The following is a 24,449-nucleotide window of genomic DNA, read 5'->3' on the forward strand; positions in this document are numbered from 1 at the left end:
GACGACCGGTCTAGTTTCATATAAAGTCCGGCCCATGAACACCGCGAGCCAAGCTTCCCACACCGACGTCCGCGCCAACATCCTGGCGACGGGCCAGCGCATCATGGCATGGAAGGGGTATTCTGCGGTGGGTCTGAACGAGATCCTGACAGCGGCGCGCGTGCCGAAGGGTTCCTTCTACCATTATTTCGGGTCGAAGGACGCCTTCGGCGAGGCCATGCTGCAGGCCTACTTCGACGAATACCTGGCCGAGATCGACCGCACGATGGCGACGCCGGGCCTGACGATGGCCCAGCGGCTGATGCAGTACTGGGCCTCATGGCAGCAGGCGCAGTCGTTCCAGGACTGCCAGGGCAAGTGCCTGGCCGTCAAGCTGGGAGCGGAGGTGGCCGACCTGTCGGAAGCCATGCGCCGCGTGCTGCAGAACGGCACCGATGGCATCGTGTCCCGCCTGGCGACGGCGATCGCGGCCGGCGTGGAAGAGGGTTCGCTGGGGATCGACGGCGAGGCCACGGAAGTGGCGCGCTCCCTGTACCAACAGTGGCTGGGCGCCAGCATCATGGTCAAGATCGGCCGCAGCGCGCAGCCGTTCGAGACGGCGCTGGCCACGACCCGGCAACTGTTGCACATCACTGCATAGCGCCGTGCTGCACCAAGGCATGCAGTTTTTTTTGCCCTACAGCTAGACGACCGGTCTACTGGGGATTGTCGCATCACCAAAGGAGATTTACCATGAAAGTACTGATCGTCCTGACCTCGCACGACCAACTGGGCAACACGGGCCGCACGACCGGCTTCTGGCTGGAGGAACTGGCTGCACCGTATTACACCTTCAAGGACGCGGGCGCGCAGATCGTGCTGGCGTCGCCCAAGGGTGGCCAGCCGCCGCTGGACCCGAAAAGCAATGAGCCCGACTTCCAGACGGATCAGACACGCCGCTTCGAAGCGGACCCCGACGCCCAGGCGCAGCTGGCCGCGACCGTGCGCCTGGACAGCGTCTCGCAAGCGGACTTCGACGCCGTGTTTTACCCGGGCGGCCACGGCCCGCTGTGGGACCTCGCCGAAGACCGCCATTCGATCGCGCTGATCGAAGCATTTATCGCCGCGAACAAGCCCGTCGCGCTGGTCTGCCATGCCCCGGGTGTCCTGCGCCACGTGCGCAATGCCGATGGCCGTCCGCTCGTCGAAGGCAAGCGCGTCACGGGCTTCACGAACAGCGAGGAAGCGGCAGTGCAGCTGACCGACATCGTGCCGTTCCTCGTCGAGGACGAACTGAAAGCCAAGGGCGGCGACTACTCCCGCGGCGACGACTGGGCATCCTACGTGGTGCGTGACGGCCTCCTGATCACGGGCCAGAATCCCGGTTCCTCGGCCGAAGCGGCAACGGTGCTGGTCGCACAATTGCGCGCGGCCTGATCGCCATCACCGGCACGCATCCGGCCGCGCACCAGGCCGTTCCGACGGCTGGGTGCGCCCGGTGCTTTATACTGCGGCCCTAACGAACGACCGCAAAGAATTCACGCCATGCCATTCACTACCCTGGGCCTTGCGCCCGCCATCCTCGACGCCATCGCCGCCATCGGCTACCAGGCCCCGACCCCCATCCAGGCCGGTGCCGTCCCGGCGGCACTGGCGGGGCGCGACGTGCTGGGCGCCGCCCAGACCGGGTCCGGCAAGACGGCCGCCTTCGCACTGCCGATGCTGCATGCGTTGCTGGCGCGCCAGGGCACGCGCCGCGGCTTGCACGGCCTCGTGCTGGTGCCTACGCGCGAGCTGGCGGCCCAGGTGGGCGAGGCGATCCGCGCGCTGGTGCAGCACCTGCCGTCCACGATCAAGGTGACGATCGCGTTCGGCGGCGTCTCCATCAACCCGCAGATGATGGCGCTGCGCGGCGGCACCGATATCCTGGTCGCCACGCCTGGCCGCCTGCTCGACCTCGTCGAGCACAATGCGATCAAGCTGGATCAGACGGCCACCCTGGTGCTGGACGAGGCGGACAAGCTGCTGGACATGGGCTTCGCCGACGAGATCGCGCGCATCCTGGCGCTGCTGCCGGCGCAGCGCCAGAACCTGTTCTTCTCGGCGACGTTCCCGCCTGCCGTGCAGGCACTCGCCGGCAACCTGCTGCGCGAGCCGCTGCGGGTCGACGTGCAGGCCGACACGGCTTCGGCGCCGGCCATCGAGCAGCGTGCCTTTGCCGTCGACCCGCTGCGCCGGCTGCAGTTGCTGAAGACCCTGATCAAGCAGCACGGCTGGCGCCAGGTGCTGGTGTTCGTCGCGACCAAGTACGCAAGCGAACACGTGGCCGACAAGCTGCGCCGCAACGGCATCGCCGCGGAAGCGTTCCACGGCGACTTCAGCCAGGGCGCCCGCACGGAAGTGCTGGCGGACTTTCGCGCCGGCAGGCTGCACGTGCTGGTCGCCACCGACGTGGCCGCGCGCGGCATCGACATCGCGCAGCTGCCGGTCGTCGTCAATTTCGATTTGCCCCGTTCCCCGGCCGACTACACGCACCGCATCGGGCGCACGGGCCGCGCCGGCGCCAGCGGCACGGCGATCAGCTTTGTCAGCGCGGACATGGAGCAGCATTTCCGCCTGATCGAGAAGCGCCAGGGCAAGCGGGTGCCGCGCGAGACGGTGGCCGGCTTCGAGCCGGTGCTGACGGCGCCGGCACCGGCCAGCGCCGCGACGGACACCGTCAATGGCGGCATCAAGGGCAAGCGCAAGAGCAAGAAGGACAAGCTGCGGGAAGCGGCCGCCGAAGGGTCTGTCCCCGCAGGGGACTGACCCTGAAGTTTGCCGGCGGCACCCCGGACTTCGGGGTCAGTCCCCTGCGGGAGGACAGACCCCAGTAGCGCTTACTTCCCCTCCACCAGCGCCATCCGCCGCCGCACTCGCGCCGCCTCGTCCGCCGCGCCGGCCTGCTCCGCGCGCAGCGCCTGCACGTTCAGCCACGCCAGCAGCGGCCGGCGCCAGCCCTGGTTCGACGCCGTCTCCACCGCCATCGCCAACAACTCCGGTGTCGCCCGGTTGGCCTTGAACAGCGCACCGGCCGCCACGAGGCGCGACAGCGGATCGGCAATCGCCTGCGCCGCCGCGGCCGCCGCCTGGTCGGAGCCGGCGGCCAGCACGGCGCGCTGGGGCTCGGGCAGCAGCGCGGTGTCGCCCGGCTGCGCGCGGCCCGCCAGGTACGCGGCATACGCCAGGTCCGCCGGCGTCGCATCGGCCCGCAGCGCCTCGAATCCCGCGCACTCGTCGAACGCCAGCGCCGCCGTGCGCAGCGCGCAGCGGATCAGTTCCGCGCGGATGACGAGATCGACCTTGCCGGTGGCGGCGATCTCGCCGCGCGCGCGCGTAAATTCGTTCTTCTCGATCGCGTCCTTGCCTTCCATGTAGGCGTCGGTGGTGCGCTGCAGTGAGCTTTGCGCGTTCATTTTCCAGTCCGGCACGGGCGGCGCGCTGCCGCAGGCCGCCAGCATCAGCAGGGAGAGGAGGGGAGCGATGGTCTTCATGGCAGCTTGATCTCCGTCTCGCGCTTGAACGGCCACTTGCGGTTGATCTCGTTGACCAGCTGCTCGATGCGGCGCAGGTTGCTGTCGATGTCGGCGCGCAGCGCGCCCAGGTCTTCCGTTGCCACGCGGGCGTTCTTGCCGACGGCCTGTGCCTCGACCAGCACGGCGTCCATCTTCTTCAGGCTGTTGCGGGCATCGGCCAGCAGGCCATTCAACTGCACGATGGCCGCCTGCGCATCGGTGGCCACGCCGTCCTTGCCAAACACCTTGCTGTCGGCATTGCCCACCAGGCGGTCGGCACGCACGATCAGCGAGTTCGCATTGGCCAGCAGCTCGCGCGCCTTCCGGTCCTCGCCCGCGATCAGGCCCATGGCGCCACCGGGCCCGTTCAGTTTCTCTGTCACGCCCTGGACGTTTTTCAGGCTGCTGCCCAGCGCCGACTCCTCCGCCGTCAGCGCCGCCACGTTGGCCAGCACGTCGCGCGCGGCGGCCAGCAGCTTGGGAATCTCGGCGGCCGCGTCGCCCACCAGCAGGCCCCGTTCGGCGCCTGGCGGCAGCGGCGGGTCGGTGGGAATGCCGGTAAAGGCGCGCAGCTTGGCGCCGCCCACGATGCCTTTTTCCAGCGTGAAGATACTGGTGGTGCGCAGCCAGTGGGCGTCCTTCTTCGGCACGTCCACCAGCACGCGCGCCTTGCCTTCGGTGGACAGCTCGATGCGCTGCACGCGACCGATGGGGAAGCCGGCGAACGTCACGTCCATGCCGACGGTCACACCTTCGGAATCGTCGGCCGTCAGCACCAGGCGCTGGGTGGGCTCGAACGCGCCGCGCGCGTACATCAGGTACAGGGCGGCGCCGGCCAGCAGCGCGACCATCAGCACCAGCAGCAGCGCGGCCTTGAATTCGGCGTTGCGGACCGGCGCGGGTTCGGCCGGGGCAGGGGAAACGGGAGGAGTCGGTTCGCTCATTGTGTTCAGTAGTAGTTGCCCATCAGCGAGGCGATTTCGATCAGCAGGATCACGGAGAACATACGGACCATGTCGGCCAGGCCGTGCGTGGCGCGAAAGCGCAGCACGAACGGATTGGCGGCGGCATCGAAGTACGACGACGCGAGGGGAATCAGGCCGACGGCAAAGCTGAAGAACGCGATCTTCAGCACCAGGATCAGCGCCACGGACGGATTGAAGATCTGGCCCACCACGCGCGTGTAACCGGGCAGCCCGTAGGGCGTGAATCCATAGATGACGAGGTAGGTCAGCACTAGGGTCAGGATGCAGCTGACGGCGCCCAGCAGCCAGACGGCGAACATGCCGGCCGCCGCGCGCGGGAAGAACTCGGTGCGCAGCGCTTCGACAGGATCGGTGCGGGCGCCGGCGGAACCCGCGGGGGCCGCGGCCGCATTGGCCAGGCGCTTCTGCGCGAACTCCACGCCGGCCGGCAGGGTCGTACGCAGCGCCACGAACAGCGCGACCGTCAGCGGAATCAGCTCCAGCACCAGCACGCGGACGACCATCTCCAGCGCATAGCCGGACAGGCCGTAGCTGAACGCGGTGACGACGACGATGCGGATGATGACAAGGCTGATCAATGTCGCCAGGATCGAGAACCACAGCAGGTTCGGCGCCGTCGACAGCACCAGCTGGCACGCCAGGCGGTTGCGGTTGTCCTTGCGGTAGCTCGATGGCGTGAACGCCAGCGTCAGCACCAGGACGGCGAACTGCAGCAGGCGCCACCAGCTCGTCAGCCAGACCACGGTGGCCCGTTGGATGCGGCGCAGCGAGGGAAAGATTGATGCATGGGTGATCATGTTGCGATCTTAACATCCGCGCCGCGCGGTGGCGATCCGGCTGGCCCGGCGCCCTCGGGGCCGGCTACAATGCCGCCATGTCAGAACCGAACCAATCCACGCGCCTGCCGCCCACCCGGCAGCAGGCGGAAGCCGCCGCCGCCGATGCCGCCTTGCTGCGCGCCGAGCGCGAGCGCCGCGCCGCCGAGGTGCGCGGGGTGGCCTCCATCGCTGCGATGCGCGAGGCCATCAAGGTGGCCGCGCGCCGCCTGCCCCGGCTGGACCGGTCCCGCGCACCGGCCCCCTCGACGCCAATGCGTTCCGTGCCCGCGCCATGGAGGGCTTGCCGTTCCTGATGACAGGCGCCGCCGCGCGCTGGCCGCTGGCGGCACTTGATGTGGACTCGCTGCGCGAGCACTACAGCCACCTGCCGGTGCGCGCCCGCGTGGGCGACTACATCGGCACGGCATTCGCGCCGGATCGCGCAATGCAGGACATGTCGCTGCTGGCCTACCTGGACCTGGTGGCGGCGGACACGCCTGGCCTGCCGCCTTACCTGGGCAACCTGGAGCTGCGCGAACTGAACCGGCTGTGCCACTGGCCGGCCTATTTCGACAAGATGGGCCCACCGCGCTTCTGGTTGGGGCCTGCCGGCACCGTCACGCCGCTGCATTGCGACTACGACGACAACGTGTTCGCGCAGGTGTGGGGCAGCAAACGCATCGTCCTGGCGCCACCGCACCACGACGAGTTCCTCTATCCGAACGAAGCCAATGCCATCCTGTTCGGCTCTCCGTTCGATCCGGAGGCGCCGGATTACGAGCGCTATCCGCTGGCGCGGCAGGCCGCCTGCGTCGAGTGCATCGTGGCGCCGGGGATATGCTGTACGTGCCGGCCGGGTGGTATCACCAGGTGCGGGCGTTGACGTTTTCGCTGTCGTCCAATCGTTGGGCGCGGGCGGTGCCGTTCGTGCTTCGGTCCGCTGCCGGTGCGTGACGACGTCCGCCCGCTTGCCTGGCAGGTAACGGACCAGTACACTGAGCTACTCTGAATCCGGCCTATGCTATCTGGACTAAACCATCTAACGCTTGCGGTCCTGGACCTGCACCGCAGTGTCGATTTTTACCGCACCTTGCTTGGCTTTCGACTCCATGCTACCTGGCGTGCAGGTGCCTACCTTTCGCTGGGCGACCTGTGGCTGTGCCTGTCGCTGGACGCGAGCAGGAGCTCACAGCCGGCACCCGACTATACGCACTATGCGTTCAGCGTGGCGGCGGACCAGTTCGACGCTTTCGTCGCCCGATTACTCGACCACAGCGTCGTCGAATGGAAGACGAATCGCAGTGAAGGTAAATCGTTCTATTTCCTGGATCCCGACGGGCACAAGCTGGAAGTCCACGTCGGCGACCTGGCCAGCCGGCTTTCCCAATGCCGCCTAGCTCCCTACGACGGCATGCGCTTGTTCGACTGAACCGCAGGCGCGGTGGTGAGTTCCGCCGCGCATTCCTACGCCGGCACCCCAGCGACAATCGCCTCCGCCACCGCCCGCACCCGCGCACTCCGCCCCAGATCCCCGTGCATGACCAGATAAAGGTCATACCAGTGCTGCCGCTCCGGCCAGATCCGCACCAGCCCGGGATCGTCGCCGGCCATGTGGATCGGCAGCTCGGCAATCCCCAGCCCCGCCCGTACCGCCTCCTGCAGCATCATCCCGGTATTGACCTGCATGACGACGCGGGCATCGGCCACGCTGGCGCCGCCCAGCTCGCGTGACTGGCGTGGCGCCACCGACGGATGAAAAATCACCAGGTCGTGGCCCGCCAGCCCCGCATCGATGGCGGGGATGCCGCGCCGCTCGACGTAGGCGCGGCTCGCGAACAGGCCGGCGGCGCGGCGCGCCAGGTGGCGCGAGATCAGGTCCGGCTCCGTCGGGCGCAATGTACGCACGGCCAGGTCGGCTTCGCGCCGCGTCAGGCTGGCGATCGACGTGTTCACCACCAGCTCGATGGCGATGTCCGGGTGGACGTCGTGCAGGCGCGCCAGCGCGGCCATGACGAAGTGCACGGCCAGCGTGTCCGTCGTCGCCACCCGCACGACGCCCGCCAGACGGTGGTCGCTGCCCAGCATCTCGCGCTGCAGCTGCAATGCCGCTTCCTCCATCAGGGCCGCCGAACGCGCTGCCGCCTCCCCGGCCGGCGTGGCGACGTAGCCTGACGGCGTGCGCAGGAACAGCGTCGCGTTCAGCGACTGCTCCAGTGCGGCGAGGCGCCGGCCGACGGTGGCCTGGTCGATGTCCAGCCGCGCGGCGGCGCCGCGCAAGGTGCCGGCGCGATGAATGGCAAGGAAGATGCGCGCGTTGTCCCAATCCATGAGTCGCTCCGCTGATGCATTTTTGCATCGAAGCGCCGATGGTATGCATATTTACTGCGCCCGGCAAGCCTCCTAAGCTGACGGCTCTGCATGACGCAATAATCAGGAGGAAACGATGCTGCTGTTGACCCTGGCCCTGGGCTTCGTGATGGCCTGGATCGATGTAACGGCCGTGAACACGGCCCTGTCCGACATCTCGGCCGATCTGCACGTGCCGCTGGTGGGCCTGGTGTGGGTCGTCGACGGCTACACGCTGACGTTTGCCGCGCTGCTGCTGGCCGGCGGCGCGCTGGCCGACCGGATCGGTGCCAAGCGGGCCTACCAGGCCGGCCTGCTGGTGTTCCTGGTCGGCTCGGTAGGGTGCGCACTGGCGCCCAGTGGCGCGCTGCTGGTGGCGGCGCGCCTGCTGCAAGGTGTCGGCGCCGCGCTGTTCATGCCCAGTTCACTGAGCCTGCTGGCGCAGTCCACGACGGACGAGCGCTCGCGTGCCAGGATGTTCGGCATCTGGTCGGCGCTGGTCAGCGCGGCCGCCACCGTGGGACCGCTGGCCGGCGGCCTGCTGGTGCACCTGTTCGGCTGGCGCAGCATCTTCTGGCTCAACGTGCCGCTGGGCGTGGCCGCGCTGGCGCTGACGTACGTTTTCATCAAGGCGCCGCCCGCCAGCGCGCGCCGTCCGCTGGCATTGTCCAGCCACGCCATCGCGGCGCTCGCGCTGGCGGCGCTGGCGTTCGTCCTGATCGAAGGCCCGGTGCTGGGCTGGACGTCGCCGTCGGTGCTCGCGCTGACGGCGGTGCTGCTGGTGCTCGGGGCGTGGGCGGTACGACGCGAACGCGCCGGCCATGCCGCAATGCTGCCCGCCGCGTTGTACGGCAACGGCGCGTTCGGTGCCACCGTGGCGATGGGCTTCCTCATCAGCTTCGGCTTCTTTGCCCAGTTGTTCGTCATCAGCCTGTTCCTGCAGCAGGGCCAGGGCATCGGCGCCCTGGAGACGGGCGTGCGGCTGCTGCCGATGATGGCGGTGACGGGCATGACGAACCTTTTGGCCGGACGGGTGATCGCGCGGCGCGGGGTACGCTGGCCCTTGCTGGCGGGTCTTGGCGGCGCCGTCAGTGCGGCGCTGCTGCTGACGATGGCGGGGCGCACGGCAGCGCCGAACCTCGTGATGGCATGCGCAACCCTGGTGACGCTGGCGCTGGGACTGGCCATCCCGGCGATGACGGCCACCGTGATGCAGGCGGGCGGCCGGGCCTATGCCAACAGCGCGGCGGCGGCGCTGAACGCTACCCGCCAGGTCGGCGCGCTGGTGGGCGTGGCAGTTGCCGGCACGGTGCTGCACATGGCGGATACCTGGCCGCTGCGCCTGGCGCTGGTGTTCGGCCTCACGGCCGCCGGCCTGGCGCTGGCGTGGCTGCTGGTGTTTCTGTACGTGCAGCGCAGCGCGGCGGCGCCGGCGGCCGCGCTGGCCGACTAGATCAGCCGTGCTGGCGGCGCCAGGCGATCATCTCGGCAATCGTCAGGATCGGCATGCCATGCAGGACGGCGAACCGTTCGATGGCGTCGCCCCGCATCATGGTGCCGTCGGGGTTCATCAGCTCGCACAGCACGGCGGCCGGCTGCAGGCCCGCCATGATGGCCAGGTCGACCGAGCCTTCCGTGTGGCCGGCGCGCGCCAGCACGCCGCCGGGACTGGCGCGCAGCGGGAACACGTGGCCGGGCCGCACGATGTCGTGCGGCTGCGCGCCTGGTCGGGTGGCGGCCAGCACGGTCGTCACGCGGTCCTGCGCCGAGACGCCGGTGGTGACGCCCTCGCGTGCCTCGATCGATACGGTAAACGGCGTGCCATAGCGGCTGCCGTTCTCGGGCGCCATCGGCGGCAGCTCGAGTTCTCGCACGCGCTCGGCGGTCAGGCACAGGCAGACGATGCCGCTGCATTCGCGGATCAGGACGGCCATGGTCTGGACGGTGAGGCGGTCGACGGCCACGATCAGGTCGGCCTCGTTCTCGCGGTCGAAATCGTCCAGCAGGATGACGGGAACGCCTTTGCGCATGGCGTCCAGCGCCGCGGCGATGCGCGCGGGCAGGTCGGTACTGTGCAGGGTAGGGGTGATTGCAGCAACTTCGTTGACAAACATTGTGAAACGCTCCTCGCATAAGTGGCGAAAAACGCTTCAGGGCAAGCGTATGGGCGCGCGCCCGGCGCGGCCCAAGCCGCTCCAGGGAGCACGTACAGCGCACATCTTCTTTCATCCGGACTATACCGTCGGCCATGGCATCGGACCATGTCTGCTCGGACAGGGCAGGCGCCCCGTCCTCGCTCGCGGGCTCGGTCCCTTGGGACCCTACCGCCGGTGGGGAATCGCACCCCGCCCCGAAGACGTATTGACGTCCGCCGGGCGGCGGACCGGGCGATTGTAACAAAAACGATAATTTCTGGTGTATCGTCATGTCTTGTTCAATCAACCTGGCAATTCATGAAATCAGTTTCCCTGCGCCTGACGGCGGTCGTGGCCCTGTTCAGCTGTGCGCTGCTGGCGCGCGGCGCCGAGGCCCCCGCCCTGGGCGATCCGTTGCCCGTGTCGCCGCTGGTCAAGGTCGGCAAGCTGGCCAACGGCCTCACGTACTACATCCAGAAGAACGCCCGCCCCGCGAAGAAGCTGGAGCTGCGCCTGGTCGTCAAGGCCGGCTCGATCCTGGAGGACGAGGACCAGCTTGGCCTCGCCCACTTCACGGAGCACATGGCCTTCAACGGCACCACCCATTTCAAGCGGCATGAACTGATCGATTACCTGCAGTCGAACGGCGTCAAGTTCGGTCACGACCTGAACGCCTATACGGGCTTCGACGAGACGGTCTACGTGCTGCCGATCCCCACCGACAAGAAGGAGGTGGTGGAGCGGGGCTTCCTGGTGCTGGAGGACTGGGCTCACGGGCTGCAGTTCAACGAGGCCGACATCGACAGCGAGCGTGGCATCGTGCTGGAGGAACTGCGCCTCGGCAAGGGCGCCAGCGACCGCATGAACAAGATCCTGTATCCGAAGCTGTTCAACGGTTCGCGCTATGCCGAGCGCCTGCCGATCGGCAAGGCCGACGTGCTGCGCACCTTCAAGCCCGATGCGATCAAGCGCTTCTACCGCGACTGGTACCGGCCCGACCTGATGGCCGTCATCGCGGTGGGCGACATCGATCCGCAGGAGGCGGAAAAGCTGATCAGGAAGCACTTCGGCAAGTTGAAGAACCCCGAGCTGGCGCGCCCGCGCAGCTACGCCGTCATCCCCGAGCGCAAGCAGGACGAGGCGGTGATCGTCGCCGACAAGGAAGCGTCGGCCGACGTGCTGTACATCCGCTACCCCATCGAGCAGCACGCCGAGGCCACCACGGTGGGCGGCTACCGCGCCGACCTGGTCGAGAAGCTGTACGGCATGATGCTGAGCCAGCGCATGATGGAACTGACGCAGCAGGCCGACCCGCCGTTCATCCAGGGCGGCAGCGGGCGCGGCAAGATCGTGCGCGGCCACCGCTCCTTCAGCGCCTCCGCGCTGCTGGGCAAGGGCGGCCCGATCCCCGCCATCAACGCGCTGGTGCAGGAAAGCGAACGGGCACGCCAGTTCGGCTTCACGGCGGCGGAGCTGGAGCGGGCCAAGAAAGGCATGTTGAGCAGCTACGAGCGCATGCACAATGAACGCGACAAGTCCGATTCGGCCGTATTCGTGGCCGAGTACCTGCGCAACTTCCTCGAGGGCGAAGCCATCCCCGGCATCGACAACGAGTATGCCTACGCGCAGCGCTTCGTTCCCGGCATCACGCTGGACGAGGTCAACGCGGCCGTGCGCAAGGCGCTGCCGGCGGACGACAAGAAGCTGGTGATCCTGATGGGCGGCGAGAAGGCCACGCCGCAGCCGGCACCGGCCGAGCTGCTGGCGGCGGTGGACACGGCGCGCAAGACGGCCCTCGGCGCGCGCGAGGAAAAGACCTATGCCGCCAACCTGCTGGACAAGCCCCCGGTGGCCGGCAGCATCGTCGCCGAAAAGCAGGACAAGGTGCTGGGCACTACGGAACTGACGCTGTCGAACGGCATCAAGGTCGTGTTGAAACCCACCGACTTCCGCAACGACCAGGTCCTCATGAGCGCCGTGCGCCACGGTGGCCAGTTCCTGTATGGCGAGGAGGACATCCAGAACGGGCGCTATGCCAGCGCGCTGGCCGCACAGATGGGCGTGCTGGACTACTCGCCGCTGGACATGCAGCGGATGCTGGCCGGGCGCAGCGTTGCCGTGTCGGTGGCGCTGGGCGAGCTGACCGAGAACGTGGCCGGCGGCACCGTCAACAGCGACGTCGAAACGATGCTGCAGATGATGCATGCGCGGCTGCTGCAGCCGCGCCGCGACGAGGCGCTGTTCAAGTCCTTCATCGGCCGCCAGCGTGACCTGGCGCAAAGCAGCCAGGCCCGCCCCGAGGCGCAGTTCGCCAACACCATCCGCCAGGCCCTGTACGGCGACAACCCGCGCGTGGCGGGGCTGCCGCGGCCGCAGGACTTCGACAAGGTCGACCTGGACCGCGCGCTGCGCATCTACCGCGAGCGCTTCGGCAGCGCGAAGGGCTTCACGTTCTACTTCGTCGGCAGCTTCGATCCCGTCAAGCTGAAACCCCTGCTGGCGACCTACGTGGCCAGTTTGCCGGTGGCCGACATCCCCGTGGCCTACCGCGACCTGGACATCCGGCCCGCGCGCGGCGTCATCAAGCGCGAGGTCCGGCGCGGCAAGGAGGCGAAAAGCGCCATCGCCATCGTCTTCACGGGCGCTACGACGTATTCGCAGCCCGAGCAGACGCGCCTGGCCGCCGCCATCGAGGTACTGAACCTGAAGCTGACGGAAGTGCTGCGCGAGAAGCTGGGCCTGATCTACGGCGGCGGCGCCAGCGGCGCGATCGTCAAGCTGCCCTATGCGAACTACAGCATCTCGCTGAACCTGCCGTGCGGCCCGGAGAACGTCGACAAGGTGATCGATGCCGCGTTTGCCGAGATCCGCAAGCTGCAGCAGGATGGCCCGGCCGCGGCCGACCTGGCCAAGGTACGCCAGAACTGGCTGAACAACCACCGCCGCGCGCTGAGCGAGAACGGCTGGTGGATGGGGCAGTTGCAGGCCGCGGCGCTGTATGGCACCGATCCTGCGTGGGCCGCGGTCGACTACGAGAAGAAGGTCGCGGCGCTCGGTGCCGCCGACGTGCAGGCCGCCGCGCGGCGCTACTTCGACTTCGGCAACTACGCCCAGGTCGTCATGAATCCGGAGACCAAATGATGGACCGCGCCCGCATCCCCGTGCCGCTGCCCCTGCACCCGGCCGTGCGCCCCGCGGCGGAGGGGCCGCCGGCCGCGCGCCGGCTGGGCGACCTGCCGCAGCCGAAGGGCGAGCCGGTCATCGGCAACATGCGCCAGCTCGATGGCGTGCGCTTCCACCGCACGCTGGAGAACTGGGCGCGCGACCTGGGGCCGCTGTACCGCTTCACGGTGCTGAACCGCACGATGGTGGTGGCCTCGAGCCGGCCCGCGTTGACGGCGCTGATGCGCGAGCGGCCGGACCTGATCCGGCGCGGCTCGCGCACGTCGGACATGATGGAGGAAGCGATCACGCCCGGCGTCTTCAGCGCCGAGGGCGAGGACTGGCGCCAGCAGCGCAAGCTCGTGATGCGCGCGCTGACGCCGGAAGTGGTGCACAATTTCTACCCGACGCTGGTGGCGCTGACGGAGCGGCTGCGCCTGCGCTGGGTGGCAGCCGCCGAGGCGGGCCGGCGTATCGACGTGCTGCGCGACCTGAAGGCCTGGACCCTCGACGTGACGATCGGCCTGGCGATGGGCCACGACATCGACACGCTGCAGAACGAACACAACCCGCTGCAGCGCGATATCGAGACGGTGTTCGAACGCATCGCGCGCCGGCTGACGACGCCGGTACCGTACTGGCGCCTGTTCCGGCTGGCCGTGGACCGCGAATCGGATGCGGCCGCCCAGCGCATCAGCGACGCGGTGGCGGGCTTCATCGCCAGCGCCCGGGCCAGGATCGCCGCCAACCCGGCCTTGCGGGCGAAACCGTCGAACATGCTGGAAGCGCTGGTGGTGGCGCGTGACGAGCCGGGCTCGGGTTTTTCCGACCAGGCGGTGATCGGCAACGCGATCACGATGGTGTTCGCGGGCGAGGACACGACGTCGAACACGATCGGCTGGCTGCTGGACTTCCTGGTGCGCCATCCCGAGTGCAGCGCCGCCGTCACGCGCGAGGCCGATGCCGTGCTGGGCGCCGACAAGGTGCTGCAGGACTACCGCCTGCTGGATAGCCTGCCCTACCTGGACGCGGCGCTGCGCGAAGGCATGCGCCTGAAGCCCGTGGCGCCGTTCATGATCCTGGAACCGGTGGCCGACATCGTCATCGACGACACGCTGATCCCGGCCGGCACGCCGATCTTCACGTTGCTGCGCCACAGCTTCGAGCGCGACAACACGCTGGCGCAGCCGGAGCTGTTCCGGCCCGAGCGCTGGCTGGAGGGCAGCGAGACGGGCGCGGACGACCCGGCCCGCAAGCTGTTCCCGTTCGGCGGCGGGCCGCGCTTCTGCCCGGGGCGCTACCTGGCGATGGCGGAGATGAAGATCGCGGTATCGATGCTGGCGCGCCAGTTCACGCCAGTGCTGGACCCGGCCGCGCCGCCGGTGGAGGAGCGGTTCACGTTTACGATGACGCCGAGCGTGCTGCCGGTGTTGCTGCAATTGCGGCGTTAGAGGCAGGGGGTCTGTCCCTGCGGGACTGACCCCGAAGTTAACTGGTAGCGAGCAAACTTCGGGGTCAGTCCCCTGCGGGGACAGACCCCAAGCCTGGAAGCTTTTGGGGGAACTCACATGCTGAAAAAAATCCTGTTGGGCCTGGTCGTCATCGCCACCGTCATCGTGGCCCTGGCGCTGATGCGCCCCGACTCCTTCGAGGTGCGGCGCGAGATCGTCATTGCCGCGCCGCCCGCCCGCGTCGCCGGCTACCTGAACGATTTCCACCAGTGGACCGCGTGGTCGCCGTGGGAACGGCTCGATCCGGCCATGCGCCGCACGTTCTCCGGGCCACCGCGCGGGCAGGGTGCGGCCTACGCGTGGGCCGGCAACGACGAGGTGGGCGAAGGCCGCATGGAGATCGTCGAGGATGGCTCGCCGCAGCGCGTCGTCATCGAGATCGACTTCGTCAAGCCGTTCGCATCCAGCAACCGCGCCGTGTTCGAGCTGACGCCGCAGGGCAGCGGAACCCAGGTGGCCTGGACGATGTCCGGCCCCGCGCCCTTCATCACGAAGCTGGTGGGCCTGTTCGTCAGCATGGACGAGATGATCGGCGACGATTTCGAACGAGGGCTGCGGCAGCTGAAGGCCGCGGCGGAAGGGACACCGTGAAAGCATCGATACCGCTCCTGATCGCGCTGGCAGCTTCCGGCGCAGGGGCCGCGCCGCTGCCGGCCGACCATCCGATCGTGGGCATCTGGCGCCTGGAGGTGCCGGAGGCCGCCTGCACGGAGACCTACCGCATCCGCGCCGACGGCACGGCGCTCGTGACCAGCGCCGGGGAGGTGGCGGAAACGACGATCGAGATTGCCGCCCAGCCGGACGGCAACGGCTTCTACCGGGCCGTCAACCGCATCGTCAAGGACAACGGCAAGCCCGATTGCACGGGCCAGGTCACCAAGCCCGGGCACAGGATCGACACCTATATCCTGTTCCACCCGTCCGGCAACCAGTTCCTGATGTGCCAGGCGCCGGACCGGCGGGCCTGTATCGGACCGCTGGTGCGCGTCACGGGCGACTGGATCTGAGCGGCGCTGTCACCGCTGTCACCGCATCTCGCCGCCGCGTTCGCGCCAGGCGCCCGGGTTGATGCCGGCCCATTCGCGGAACGCGTGGTTGAACGCGCTCTGCTCCTGGTAGCCCAGCAGGAACGTGATGTCCAGCAGCGACAGGCCGGGCCGCGCGAGGTAGTCGCGCGCCAGCGCGAAGCGGGCCTGGTCCAGCACGCGCTGGTAGCTGGTGCCGGCATCGGCCAGCTTGCGCTGCAGCGTGCGCGGCGTCAGGCGCAACTGGCAGGCCACGCTGGCCAGGCGCGCCTGGCCATGCGGCAGGCCGGCCACGATGGTGTCGTACACGTGCGCGACGATATCCGGCTCCGCGCCGCGCTGGCGCAGCAGCTGTTCGATGTGGCGCTGCAGCACGGGGTACAGGGTCACGTCCGCATTGGGCACGGGGCAGGCCAGCAGCGCCGCGTCGAAGCGGGCGACGTTGGCGGGGGCACCGAAGCGGGGCAACGAGCCGAACACGCGGCGGTACTCGTCATGGCCGGCCGGGTCGCCGCCGTCGTGGCTCAGTGACAGCTGCGGCGCTGGCAGGCTGGCGCCGGCCAGCCAGTTGCCGAATACGCGCACGCCCGCGAAGACGCTGTCGGCCAGGTGGCGATGGTGGCTGGGAAAGCGGCTGTGCCAGCTGTAGGCGGCCTGGTTGCCCTGCACCGTCAGGCTGGAGCGGCCCAGGTCGTGCGCCAGCGCCTCGTAGCGGATGGTCTGCTCGAACGCCTGGCCGAAATCGCGGCAGCTCAGGAGAATCAGGCCGTAGGCGCTGAACGTGCCCACCTTGACGCGCTCGCCCACGTGCAGGCCGAAATGCTCGTCGCCCGTCAGCCGCGCGCCCACCTCCAGCAGGCGCACATAATCGGCGGCCGCCAGCTGGGTGGGCAGCGGGTCGAGGGCGTCGGCCGCGAAACCGGCCGCACGGGCCAGCGCCGTGGCGCCCACGCCACGCGCGGCGGCCGCTTCCAGCAGCGGCTGCAGGTAGGAACCCGCCACGCGGCCGGGACTGGCCGGACGGGCGGGGGAAACGATGGCATGATCGAGCAATGCAGTTGTCATGAATGCGCAAGACCGGCAAGGACTGTCGACGTAATGTGCCAACCTGGGCGATCGGCAGCCGATCGCAACATAACAGGGGCGTTGCCGAGTATAGCGCCCCGAGATGACAGGGAGACGACGAAATGCGCAGGTGGAATGGCTGGGGCGACGAAAGCGTCGCATATCCGCTGCACGAGGGCGCGCTGGCGTTCCTGGCGGACCGGATCGGCATGGGCACGCCGTTCGAGGATGCGCCGTTCGAAGCCGCCTGCGCGACGCTGGCGCCTTCGCGCCTGTCCGCGCTGCACGCGCCGGCCGGCATCGCGCTGCACACGGATGCGCCCACGCGGGTGCGGCACGCGCTGGGCCAGAGCCTGCCGGACTGGCTGCGGCTGCGCTATGGCTGCATCGGTACGGCGCCCGATGGCGTGGCCTTCCCCGAAAGCGGCACGGACGTGCGCGCGTTGCTGGACTGGGCGAAGGCGCAGCGCGTGACCATCATCCCGTATGGCGGCGGCACCAGCGTGGCCGGGCACGTGACGGCGCAGCCGGCCGCACGGCCGGTGCTGACGGTAGCGCTGGCACGCCTGGCGCAGCTGGTGCACCTGGACCGCGAGGCACAGCTGGCCACGTTCGGCGCCGGCGTGTTCGGCCCCGACCTGGAAGCGCAGTTGCGTGCGCACGGCTGCGTGCTGGGCCACTACCCGCAATCGTTCGAGTATTCCACGCTGGGCGGCTGGATCGCCACGCGCTCGTCCGGCCAGCAGTCGCTGCGCTACGGCCGCATCGAGCAGCTGTTTGCCGGCGGCGTCGTCGAGACGCCGCGCGGCACGCTGGCGATCCCGTCATTCCCCGCGTCGGCCGCCGGCACCGACCTGCGCGAGATCGTGCTGGGTTCCGAAGGCCGCCTGGGCATCGTGACGGAAGCCACGGTGCGGGTCTCGCCGGCCCCGGAATATGAAGCCTTCCACGCCGTCTTCTTCCCGCGTTGGGAGGACGGCATCGCGGCCGCCCGCGCGCTGGCGCAGGCGCGTGCCGGGCTGTCGCTGCTGCGCCTGTCCAACCCGACGGAGACGGTAACGATGCTGGCGCTGGCCGGCCATCGTCGCCTGGTCGGCCTGCTGGAACGCTGGCTGCGTGCGCGCGGCTGCGGCGAAGGCCGCTGCATGCTCCTGATCGGCGTCAGCGGCACCCGTGCGCAGGCGCGCAGTGCGCTGGCGGGGGCGCTGGCCACGTGCCGTCCGCACCGGGGTCGCCACGTGGGCCGCACGCTGGGCGACAAGTGGCGCCAGGGGCGCTTTCGCAACGTCTACCTGCGCAACGCCGCCTGGCAGCACGGCTATGCGATCGACACCGTGGAGACGGCGGTGGACTGGCCGCGCGTGACGGCGACGATGCAGGCCGTGGAGGCCGCCGCCGTACAGGCGCTGGCAGGCTGCGGCGAATCCGTCCATGCCTATACCCACCTGTCGCACCTGTACCCGCAGGGCGCCAGCGTCTATTCCACGTTCGTCTACCGGCTGGCCGGCGATTTCGATACCGACATGGCGCGCTGGCGCGCGCTGAAGGGCGCCGTCAGCGGCGCCATCGTCGCCAACGGCGGCACCATCAGCCACCAGCATGGCGTCGGCACCGACCATGCGCCCTACCTGGCGGCGGAGAAGGGGGCCGAAGGCCTGGCCGCGATCCGCGCGCTGCTGCATCACTTCGACCCGGACGGCATGCTCAATCCCGGCAAGCTCGTGACGGAGCCGGCATGACGCCCGCCGGTCACTGGCAGGCTGGCGGCCGCGCCGGCCTGGCGGAGCTGCTGGCGCGCCCGTGGGACGTGCTGGTCGTGGGCGGCGGCATCACGGGCGCCGGCATCCTGCTCGAGGCGGCGCGGCGCGGCCTGCGTGCGCTGCTGGTCGAGCAGCGCGACTTCGCCTGGGGCACGTCGAGCCGTTCCTCGAAACTGGTACACGGCGGCCTGCGCTACCTGAAGGAAGGCCGGTTCGCGCTGACGCGCGAGTCCGTGCACGAACGGCAGACACTGTTGTGCGATGCCGCCGGGCTGGTGGAACCGCAAAGCTTCGCGTTCGGCGACTATGCGGGCCGCAAGCCGGGCCGCCACGCGTTCCTGCTGGGGCTTGCCATCTACGACCGCATGGCGGGCCAGCGCGCGCGCCACTACGTCGGCCGCGACGAGTTCCTGGCGCTGGTGCCGAACGCCGACAGTGCCGGCCTGCAGGGCGGCATGTGCTACATGGACGCCAAGACGGACGACGCCCGGCTGGTGCTGCGCGTGCTGCAGGAAGCGCAGTCGTATGGCGGCGTGGCCGTCAATTACCTGGGCGTGGAACGGCTGCAGCGCGCCGGCGGCCACGTAACGGGCGCGCTGCTGAAGGATGCGCTCGACGGCACCACGCACCGGGTCGCGGCGCGCGTCACGATCAGCGCGACGGGCGCCTGGGCCGACGCCCTGCGCCCTGGCACAGGCACTGGCAGCATGCGCCTGCGGCCCCTGCGCGGCAGCCACCTGGTGCTGCCGGCGTGGCGGCTGCCACTGGCCCAGGCGGTCAGCCTGATGCACCCGCACGACGGGCGCCCCGTGTTCGCGTTCCCATGGGAAGGCGCGACCCTAGTGGGCACCACCGACATCGACCACGGCGGCGACCTGGCGCGCGAAGCGGCGATCACGCCGCAGGAGCTGGATTACCTGCTGGCGGCGCTGCGCTGCCAGTTCCCAGCGCTGGACCTGGGCGCACACGACGTCATCGCCACCTTTGCCGGCGTACGCCCCGTCATCGACAGCGGCCAGGCCGACCCGTCCAAGGAGGCGCGCGACCATGCGCTGTGGCTGGAGGACGGGCTGCTGACGGTCACGGGCGGCAAGCTGACGACGTTCAGGGTGATTGCGCTGGACGCGCTGCGGGCCGTGCAGCCGCTGCTGCCCGGCTGGCACGACAGCCTGGAGCCCGTGCCGATCCTGGCGTGCGCGCCGCAGCCGTACGACCGCCGCCTGCCGCCCGGCCAGGCGCGCCGGCTGGCGGGCCGCCACGGCCGCGCCGCGGCGGCGCTGGTCAAGGCGGCGGAAGAGGGCGAACTGGCACTGGTGCCGGGTACGCAGACGCCATGGGCCGAGCTGCGCTGGGCCGCGCGCTGCGAAGCCGTGCAGCACCTGGACGACCTGCTGCTGCGCCGCACCCGCATCGGCATCCTGACGAAGCATGGCGGCAGCCACCTGCTCGAGCGCGTCCGCGCCATCTGCCAGCCGGAGCTGGGCTGGAGCGACGCCCGCTGGAGTGCCGAGACGGCCGCTTACGCGGCGCTGTGGCAGCGGCATTACGGCCTGCCGGCCGCACCGACGGAAGCCGCCGCCTATGGATGACCAGGGCCGGTATTTGCCTCCCTGCCTGCTGTCGATCGACAACGGCACCCAGAGCGTACGCGCGCTCGTGTTCGACCTGCAAGGCACGCTGGTCGCCAAGGCCCAAGTGCACCTGCAGGCATATTATTCCGACCACCCCGGCTGGGCCGAGCACAAGGCGGAGGGCTACTGGCAGGCCGTCTGCGCGGCGTGCCAGCGCTTGTGGGCGGAGCAGCCCGCGCTGCGCGAACGCATTGCGGCGGTGGCCGTGACAACGCAGCGCGGCACGGTCGTCAACGTGGATGCCGACGGCCGGCCGCTGCGGCCCGCGATCACGTGGCTGGACCAGCGCCGTACCGACACCGTGCCGCGCGTGGGGGCGCTGTGGCGCACGGCATTCAAGCTCGCGCGCGTGGACAACACGCTGGCGTACTTCCAGCGCGAGGCGGAGATCAACTGGATCGCCGTGCACCAGCCGGACGTCTGGCGCAAGACCCACAAGTTCCTGCTGTTGTCCGGCTACCTGAACTACTGCCTGACGGGCGCGTACGTCGATTCGACCGGCTCGCAGGTCGCCTACGTGCCGTTCGACTACAAGCGCCACCGCTGGGCCGGGGCGCGCGACTGGAAGTGGCAGGCCCTGGCGCTGCGGCCCGACATGCTGCCTGCGCTGGTGGCGCCTGGCACGCCGATCGGTGCCATCAGCGCCGAAGCGGCCCGGCTGACGGGCATCCCGGCCGGCTTGCCCGTGGTCGCGGCGGCCGCCGACAAGGCCTGCGAGGTGATCGGCGCCGGCTGCCTGGCGCCGCACATCGGCTGCCTCAGTTACGGCACCACCGCCACGATCAACACGACGGGCACGAAGTACGTCGAGGTCACGCCGTTCATCCCGCCGTATCCCGCCGCTATCCCGGGCGCCTACAGCACGGAAGTGCAGATCTTCCGGGGATTCTGGATGGTCAACTGGTTCAAGGAGCAGTTCGGCGACCGCGAGCAAGCCCTGGCCACGGAAAGCGGCACGGCGCCCGAAGCGCTGTTCGACGACCTGGTGAACGCGGTACCGCCCGGGTCGATGGGACTGATGCTGCAGCCGTACTGGAGTCCTGGCGTGCGTATTCCCGGCCCGGAAGCCAAGGGCGCCATGATCGGCTTCGGCGACGTGCACACGCGCGCGCACATGTACCGCGCCATCCTGGAAGGCCTGGCGTACGCGCTGCGGGAAGGGCGGGAACGGATCGAACGGCGCAGCGGCACGCCGATCACGCAACTGCGCGTGGCGGGCGGCGGCTCGCAAAGCGACGCGGCGATGCAGCTGACGGCGGACATCTTCGGCCTGCCGGCCGCGCGTGCGCACGTGTACGAGACCTCGGGGCTGGGCGCGGCCATCGCGGCCGCCGTCGGGGTGGGGTTGCAGCCGGATTTCGCCACGGCGATCGCGGCGATGACGCGCCCGGGCCGCACGTTCCAGCCGATCGCCGCCAACGCGCGCGTGTACGACCAGCTGTACCGGCGGGTCTACCTGAAGATGTACCGGCAGCTGCGGCCGCTGTACGAGGAGATTGCGGAGATTACGGATCATCCGCGGCGGTAGGCTGGGGTCTGTCCCTGCAGGGGACTGACCCCGAAGTTTGCTTGCGTGATGGCGGCACCGAACTTCGGGGTCAGTCCCGCAGGGACAGACCCCAAGCTGCCGGCTACCCCGGCGTCGCCCGCACCTGGTTGCGCCCCTCCTCCTTGGCCACGTACATCGCCCGGTCAGCGGCCACGAACAGCGACTCGATCCGGTCGTTCTGCTGCGGCGTCATCGTCGCCACGCCGATACTGACCGTGATCCAGGGCGAAGTCGGCGACTTCGGGTGCGGCAGCTGCAGCGCCTCGATGTGCACGCGTACCGACTGGGCCAGCGCCGCGGCGGCACCGGCGTCCGTTTCGGCGAACAGCAGCACGAACTCCTCGCCGCCGTAGCGCGCGGCCAGGTCGGTGCCGCGCAGCGCGTGCGAGTCGATGGCCTGCGCGACCTGCTGCAGGCAGACGTCGCCGGCGGCATGGCCCAGGGTGTCGTTGTACAGCTTGAAGTGGTCGACGTCGAGTACCACCAGCGACAGCGGGGCGCCCGTGCGCGTGGCGCGCTGCCATTCCTTTTCGAGGAAGCTGTCGAAATGGCGCCGGTTGGCGATCTTCGTCAGCGGGTCCACCATCGCGGCACGCTGCAGCGCGTCCTCGGACAGCTTGTGGTGCGTGATGTCGTGCAACAGGCCGATGAAGAGCGGCTGGCGCAGGAACATCGGCGTCAGCGTCAGGTCCATGCAGACCGACTTGCCCTGCTTGTGGCGGATGATCACTTCGCGCGTGCCGTGGCTGTGCGCCGTTTCCGGATTGGCCGCGTAGCGCGCGAAGTACTCCAGGTACTCCTGTGCCACCAGGGGATTGAGCAGGTCGGAGATGTAGCCGCCTGCCAGCTCCTCGGCCGCATAGCCCAGGTACTGGTCGCAGGCCGGATTGGTAAACTGGATGCGCCCGCTCGCCTCGATGATCAGGAGGCCTTCCGCCATGTTGTTGACGATCGTGCGCAGGCGTTCGGCCTGCTCGTGCTGCGTCTCGGCGCTGGCGCGGATCGACAACTGCGTGCGCACCCGGGCGCACACTTCCGGCATGCGCAGCGGCTTGCCGATGTAGTCGACGGCGCCCAGGTCGAAGCCGGCCACCACGTCGTCCGTTGTCGTGCGCGCGCTCATGAAGATGACGGGAATGCGCTGCGTGACGGGATGGGCCTTGAGCTGGCGGCAGGTCTCGAAGCCATCCATGCCGGGCATGACGATGTCGAGCAGGATGAGGTCCGGATGCACGCGCCGCGCCAGGTCCAGCGCCCGTTCGCCCGTGTTGGCGATGAACGTCTGGTAACCCTGCTCGACCATCTGCATGCGCAGCGCGGACAGGCTGTCCGGGGCGTCGTCGACAATCAGGACCGCGGCATCGCGGCGCGCGGAGAGACCGGTGCTGCCTGGCGTCATCGGGCTTTCATCCAAGGTAATCTATCTGTCTAGATAATACCTTCAAGCAACTAGTAATTGGAGAAAACCATCGGTAATTCGCGGAAATAATACGGTTCATGTGACTGTTGATCAGTTCTCGTTAGCCAGGATGCAACCCGCGGTGCCTGGACCATCAGTTCTCTCTCCGCCAACAAAAAACCCTCCGGGCCGCGAGGGCCGGGAGGGTTTCGGTTTGCTGCCAGCGCAGGCTTACAGGCGCGCGGCGATCAGCTTGCCCAGGATCGCGATGCCCTGGCGGATGCGTTCCGGCGGCACCGTCACGAACGACAGGCGCAGCGTATTGGTTTCCGGCTCGTTGGCGTAGAACGGCGCGCCCGGCACGAACGCGACCTTTTCCTTGATCGCCTCGTCCAGCAGTTCCATCGCATTGATGTGTTGCGGCAGCGTGACCCAGATGAACATGCCGCCTTCCGGCTTGGTCCACGTGACGCTGGTAGGGAAGTGCTCGGCCATCGCTTCCAGCATGACCTGGCACTGGTTGCCGTACAGGTCGCGGATGGTCGGGATGTGCTGGTCCAGGAAGCCGTCCTTGACCACTTCGTGCACGACCATCTGCGTCAGTTGCGCGGTGTGCAGGTCGGCGGCCTGCTTGGCCAGCTCCAGGCGGCGCACCAGCGGCAGCGGCGCGACCACGTAGCCCAGGCGGATGCCCGGCGTCAGCACCTTCGAGAACGAACCCATGTAGATGACGCCTTCCGGGTTCATCGCCACCATCTTCGGCAGCGGCTCGCCCTTGTACGACAGCGCGCCGTACGGATCGTCCTCGATCAGCGGCAGGCCCAGGCGGGCGCACGTCTCGACCAGCTCCAGGCGGCGCTCGACGGACAAGGTGCGCCCGGTCGGGTTCTGGAAATTCGGCAGCGCGTACAGCAGGCGCGCGCCCTCGGCGACAGGCGCCAGCGACGACGGCACCAGGCCATGGTCGTCGGTCTGCACCGACTTGAACTCCGGACGGTAGACGGAAAACGCCTGCAGCGCGCCCAGGTAGCTCGGCGTCTCGACCAGCACGCGGCTGCCTTCGTCGATCAGTACCTTGCCCAACAGGTCCAGCGCCTGCTGCGAGCCCGACACCATCAGCACCTGTTCCGGCACGATCCTGGCACCGTTCACCGACAGCGAGTCGGCGATCCACTGGCGCAGCGGCATGTAGCCGTCGGTCGGACCATACTGCAACGCGGTCTTGCCGGTGGTGGACAGGACCTTGTCGAACGCGTTCTTCATCACGTCGACCGGGAAGGTCAGCGGCGACGGCAGGCCGCCCGCGAACGAGATGATTTCAGGCTGCTGCGTGATCTTCAGGATCTCGCGGATGAAGGAGCTTTGCAGCTGGCTGGCACGCTCGGAAAAGCGCCACTGGATCGGGTTGGGGTTTTCGATTTTCATACGTCTCTCTCAGAGAAATTTTGCGGGGCTGGCCCGGCTGGAACGAGCGCGCTTGTGGCGACTATCGGGAGGCTGCCGCGGCATGGCGGATGGAACGCACGGCG

The 24,449-nt window shown here is 69.0% G+C and carries 20 protein-coding genes, 1 pseudogene and 1 riboswitch; of the genes and pseudogenes, 13 read left to right on the forward strand and 8 right to left on the reverse strand.

Translation table 11 applies throughout. The features are described from left to right. Positions 1 to 34: 34 nt before the first annotated feature. The 3 genes from PX653_RS02780 (at position 35) to PX653_RS02790 (ending at position 2,787) form a co-directional block, all read left to right on the forward strand. Positions 35 to 640 (forward strand): TetR/AcrR family transcriptional regulator, encoded by a 606-nt coding sequence (locus tag PX653_RS02780; protein WP_277416422.1) that lies wholly within the window; start codon positions 35 to 37, stop codon positions 638 to 640. A 92-nt stretch (positions 641 to 732) separates the two neighbouring features. Beyond that, the gene (locus PX653_RS02785) at positions 733 to 1,416 is read left to right on the forward strand and encodes a type 1 glutamine amidotransferase domain-containing protein (RefSeq protein WP_277416423.1); all 684 of its coding nucleotides are present in this window, start codon (positions 733 to 735) and stop codon (positions 1,414 to 1,416) included. Positions 1,417 to 1,524: 108 nt separating this feature from the next. Next, the gene (locus tag PX653_RS02790; RefSeq protein WP_277416424.1) at positions 1,525 to 2,787 is read left to right on the forward strand and encodes a DEAD/DEAH box helicase; all 1,263 of its coding nucleotides are present in this window, start codon (positions 1,525 to 1,527) and stop codon (positions 2,785 to 2,787) included. Positions 2,788 to 2,858: 71 nt separating this feature from the next. Here PX653_RS02790 and PX653_RS02795 read toward each other — a convergent pair whose 3' ends face one another. The 3 genes from PX653_RS02795 to PX653_RS02805 are packed head-to-tail and all read right to left on the reverse strand — an operon-like array spanning position 2,859 to position 5,316. Beyond that, positions 2,859 to 3,512, reverse strand: coding sequence for a hypothetical protein (locus PX653_RS02795; RefSeq protein ID WP_277416425.1), 654 nt, complete (start codon positions 3,510 to 3,512; stop codon positions 2,859 to 2,861). After that, the gene (locus PX653_RS02800) at positions 3,509 to 4,477 is read right to left on the reverse strand and encodes an MlaD family protein (protein WP_277416426.1); all 969 of its coding nucleotides are present in this window, start codon (positions 4,475 to 4,477) and stop codon (positions 3,509 to 3,511) included. Before PX653_RS02800 ends, PX653_RS02795 begins: the two co-directional genes overlap by 4 nt. Positions 4,478 to 4,482: 5 nt before the next feature. Continuing rightward, positions 4,483 to 5,316 (reverse strand): MlaE family ABC transporter permease, encoded by an 834-nt coding sequence (locus PX653_RS02805; protein WP_277416427.1) that lies wholly within the window; start codon positions 5,314 to 5,316, stop codon positions 4,483 to 4,485. 77 nt (positions 5,317 to 5,393) lie between these two features. On the opposite strand from PX653_RS02805, the pseudogene PX653_RS02810 reads away from it, so the two are divergent. After that, positions 5,394 to 6,291, forward strand: a pseudogene (locus PX653_RS02810) (cupin-like domain-containing protein). Between the two features lie 64 nt (positions 6,292 to 6,355). Next, positions 6,356 to 6,766 carry a fosfomycin resistance glutathione transferase gene (gene fos, locus PX653_RS02815; RefSeq protein WP_277416428.1) on the forward strand — a complete coding sequence of 137 codons (411 nt, stop codon included), beginning with the start codon at positions 6,356 to 6,358 and terminating at the stop codon, positions 6,764 to 6,766. Positions 6,767 to 6,801: 35 nt separating this feature from the next. Here fos and PX653_RS02820 read toward each other — a convergent pair whose 3' ends face one another. Beyond that, the gene (locus PX653_RS02820) at positions 6,802 to 7,665 is read right to left on the reverse strand and encodes a LysR family transcriptional regulator (RefSeq protein ID WP_277416429.1); all 864 of its coding nucleotides are present in this window, start codon (positions 7,663 to 7,665) and stop codon (positions 6,802 to 6,804) included. Positions 7,666 to 7,780: 115 nt separating this feature from the next. On the opposite strand from PX653_RS02820, the gene PX653_RS02825 reads away from it, so the two are divergent. After that, entirely contained in the window at positions 7,781 to 9,136 is a 1,356-nt protein-coding gene (locus PX653_RS02825; protein WP_277416430.1) for an MFS transporter, read from the forward strand. 1 nt (position 9,137) lies between these two features. On the opposite strand, the gene ribB is transcribed toward PX653_RS02825, so the two are convergent. Beyond that, complete coding sequence (ribB, locus tag PX653_RS02830) at positions 9,138 to 9,797, reverse strand: 3,4-dihydroxy-2-butanone-4-phosphate synthase (protein WP_277416431.1); 660 nt, start codon at positions 9,795 to 9,797, stop codon at positions 9,138 to 9,140. A 99-nt stretch (positions 9,798 to 9,896) separates the two neighbouring features. Further along, positions 9,897 to 10,045, reverse strand: a riboswitch (FMN riboswitch). Positions 10,046 to 10,136: 91 nt separating this feature from the next. Between ribB and PX653_RS02835 the strand changes: the two genes are divergently transcribed. From PX653_RS02835 to PX653_RS02850, 4 genes are all read left to right on the forward strand, one after another. Then, entirely contained in the window at positions 10,137 to 12,959 is a 2,823-nt protein-coding gene (locus tag PX653_RS02835; RefSeq protein WP_277416432.1) for a M16 family metallopeptidase, read from the forward strand. Continuing rightward, complete coding sequence (locus PX653_RS02840) at positions 12,956 to 14,431, forward strand: cytochrome P450 (protein WP_277416433.1); 1,476 nt, start codon at positions 12,956 to 12,958, stop codon at positions 14,429 to 14,431. Before PX653_RS02835 ends, PX653_RS02840 begins: the two co-directional genes overlap by 4 nt. Before the next feature lie 117 nt (positions 14,432 to 14,548). Beyond that, on the forward strand, positions 14,549 to 15,082 hold the full coding sequence (locus PX653_RS02845; RefSeq protein WP_277416434.1) for an SRPBCC family protein: 534 nt from the start codon (positions 14,549 to 14,551) through the stop codon (positions 15,080 to 15,082). Next, the gene (locus PX653_RS02850) at positions 15,079 to 15,498 is read left to right on the forward strand and encodes a hypothetical protein (protein WP_277416435.1); all 420 of its coding nucleotides are present in this window, start codon (positions 15,079 to 15,081) and stop codon (positions 15,496 to 15,498) included. The genes PX653_RS02845 and PX653_RS02850 overlap by 4 nt, the downstream gene beginning before the upstream one ends. A gap of 18 nt (positions 15,499 to 15,516) precedes the next feature. Here the strand turns inward: PX653_RS02850 and PX653_RS02855 are convergent, their stop codons facing one another. Beyond that, entirely contained in the window at positions 15,517 to 16,581 is a 1,065-nt protein-coding gene (locus tag PX653_RS02855) for an AraC family transcriptional regulator ligand-binding domain-containing protein (RefSeq protein ID WP_277416436.1), read from the reverse strand. A gap of 122 nt (positions 16,582 to 16,703) precedes the next feature. On the opposite strand from PX653_RS02855, the gene PX653_RS02860 reads away from it, so the two are divergent. Genes PX653_RS02860 through PX653_RS02870 form a run of 3 tightly spaced genes read left to right on the forward strand, consistent with a single transcriptional unit; the run spans position 16,704 to position 21,500 of the window. Then, positions 16,704 to 18,320, forward strand: coding sequence for an FAD-binding oxidoreductase (locus PX653_RS02860; protein WP_277416437.1), 1,617 nt, complete (start codon positions 16,704 to 16,706; stop codon positions 18,318 to 18,320). Then, positions 18,317 to 19,930 carry a glycerol-3-phosphate dehydrogenase/oxidase gene (locus PX653_RS02865; RefSeq protein ID WP_277416438.1) on the forward strand — a complete coding sequence of 538 codons (1,614 nt, stop codon included), beginning with the start codon at positions 18,317 to 18,319 and terminating at the stop codon, positions 19,928 to 19,930. The genes PX653_RS02860 and PX653_RS02865 overlap by 4 nt, the downstream gene beginning before the upstream one ends. Next, positions 19,923 to 21,500 (forward strand): FGGY-family carbohydrate kinase, encoded by a 1,578-nt coding sequence (locus PX653_RS02870; RefSeq protein ID WP_277416439.1) that lies wholly within the window; start codon positions 19,923 to 19,925, stop codon positions 21,498 to 21,500. The genes PX653_RS02865 and PX653_RS02870 overlap by 8 nt, the downstream gene beginning before the upstream one ends. A gap of 103 nt (positions 21,501 to 21,603) precedes the next feature. Here PX653_RS02870 and PX653_RS02875 read toward each other — a convergent pair whose 3' ends face one another. Beyond that, positions 21,604 to 22,920 (reverse strand): diguanylate cyclase, encoded by a 1,317-nt coding sequence (locus PX653_RS02875; RefSeq protein WP_277416440.1) that lies wholly within the window; start codon positions 22,918 to 22,920, stop codon positions 21,604 to 21,606. 231 nt (positions 22,921 to 23,151) lie between these two features. Continuing rightward, positions 23,152 to 24,345: an aminotransferase-like domain-containing protein gene (locus tag PX653_RS02880; RefSeq protein ID WP_277416441.1), complete on the reverse strand. Its 1,194-nt coding sequence runs from the start codon at positions 24,343 to 24,345 to the stop codon at positions 23,152 to 23,154. Positions 24,346 to 24,449 lie beyond the last annotated feature (104 nt).

Source organism: Pseudoduganella chitinolytica, assembly GCF_029028125.1.
GTDB classification, from domain to species: Bacteria; Pseudomonadota; Gammaproteobacteria; order Burkholderiales; family Burkholderiaceae_D; genus Rugamonas; species Rugamonas chitinolytica.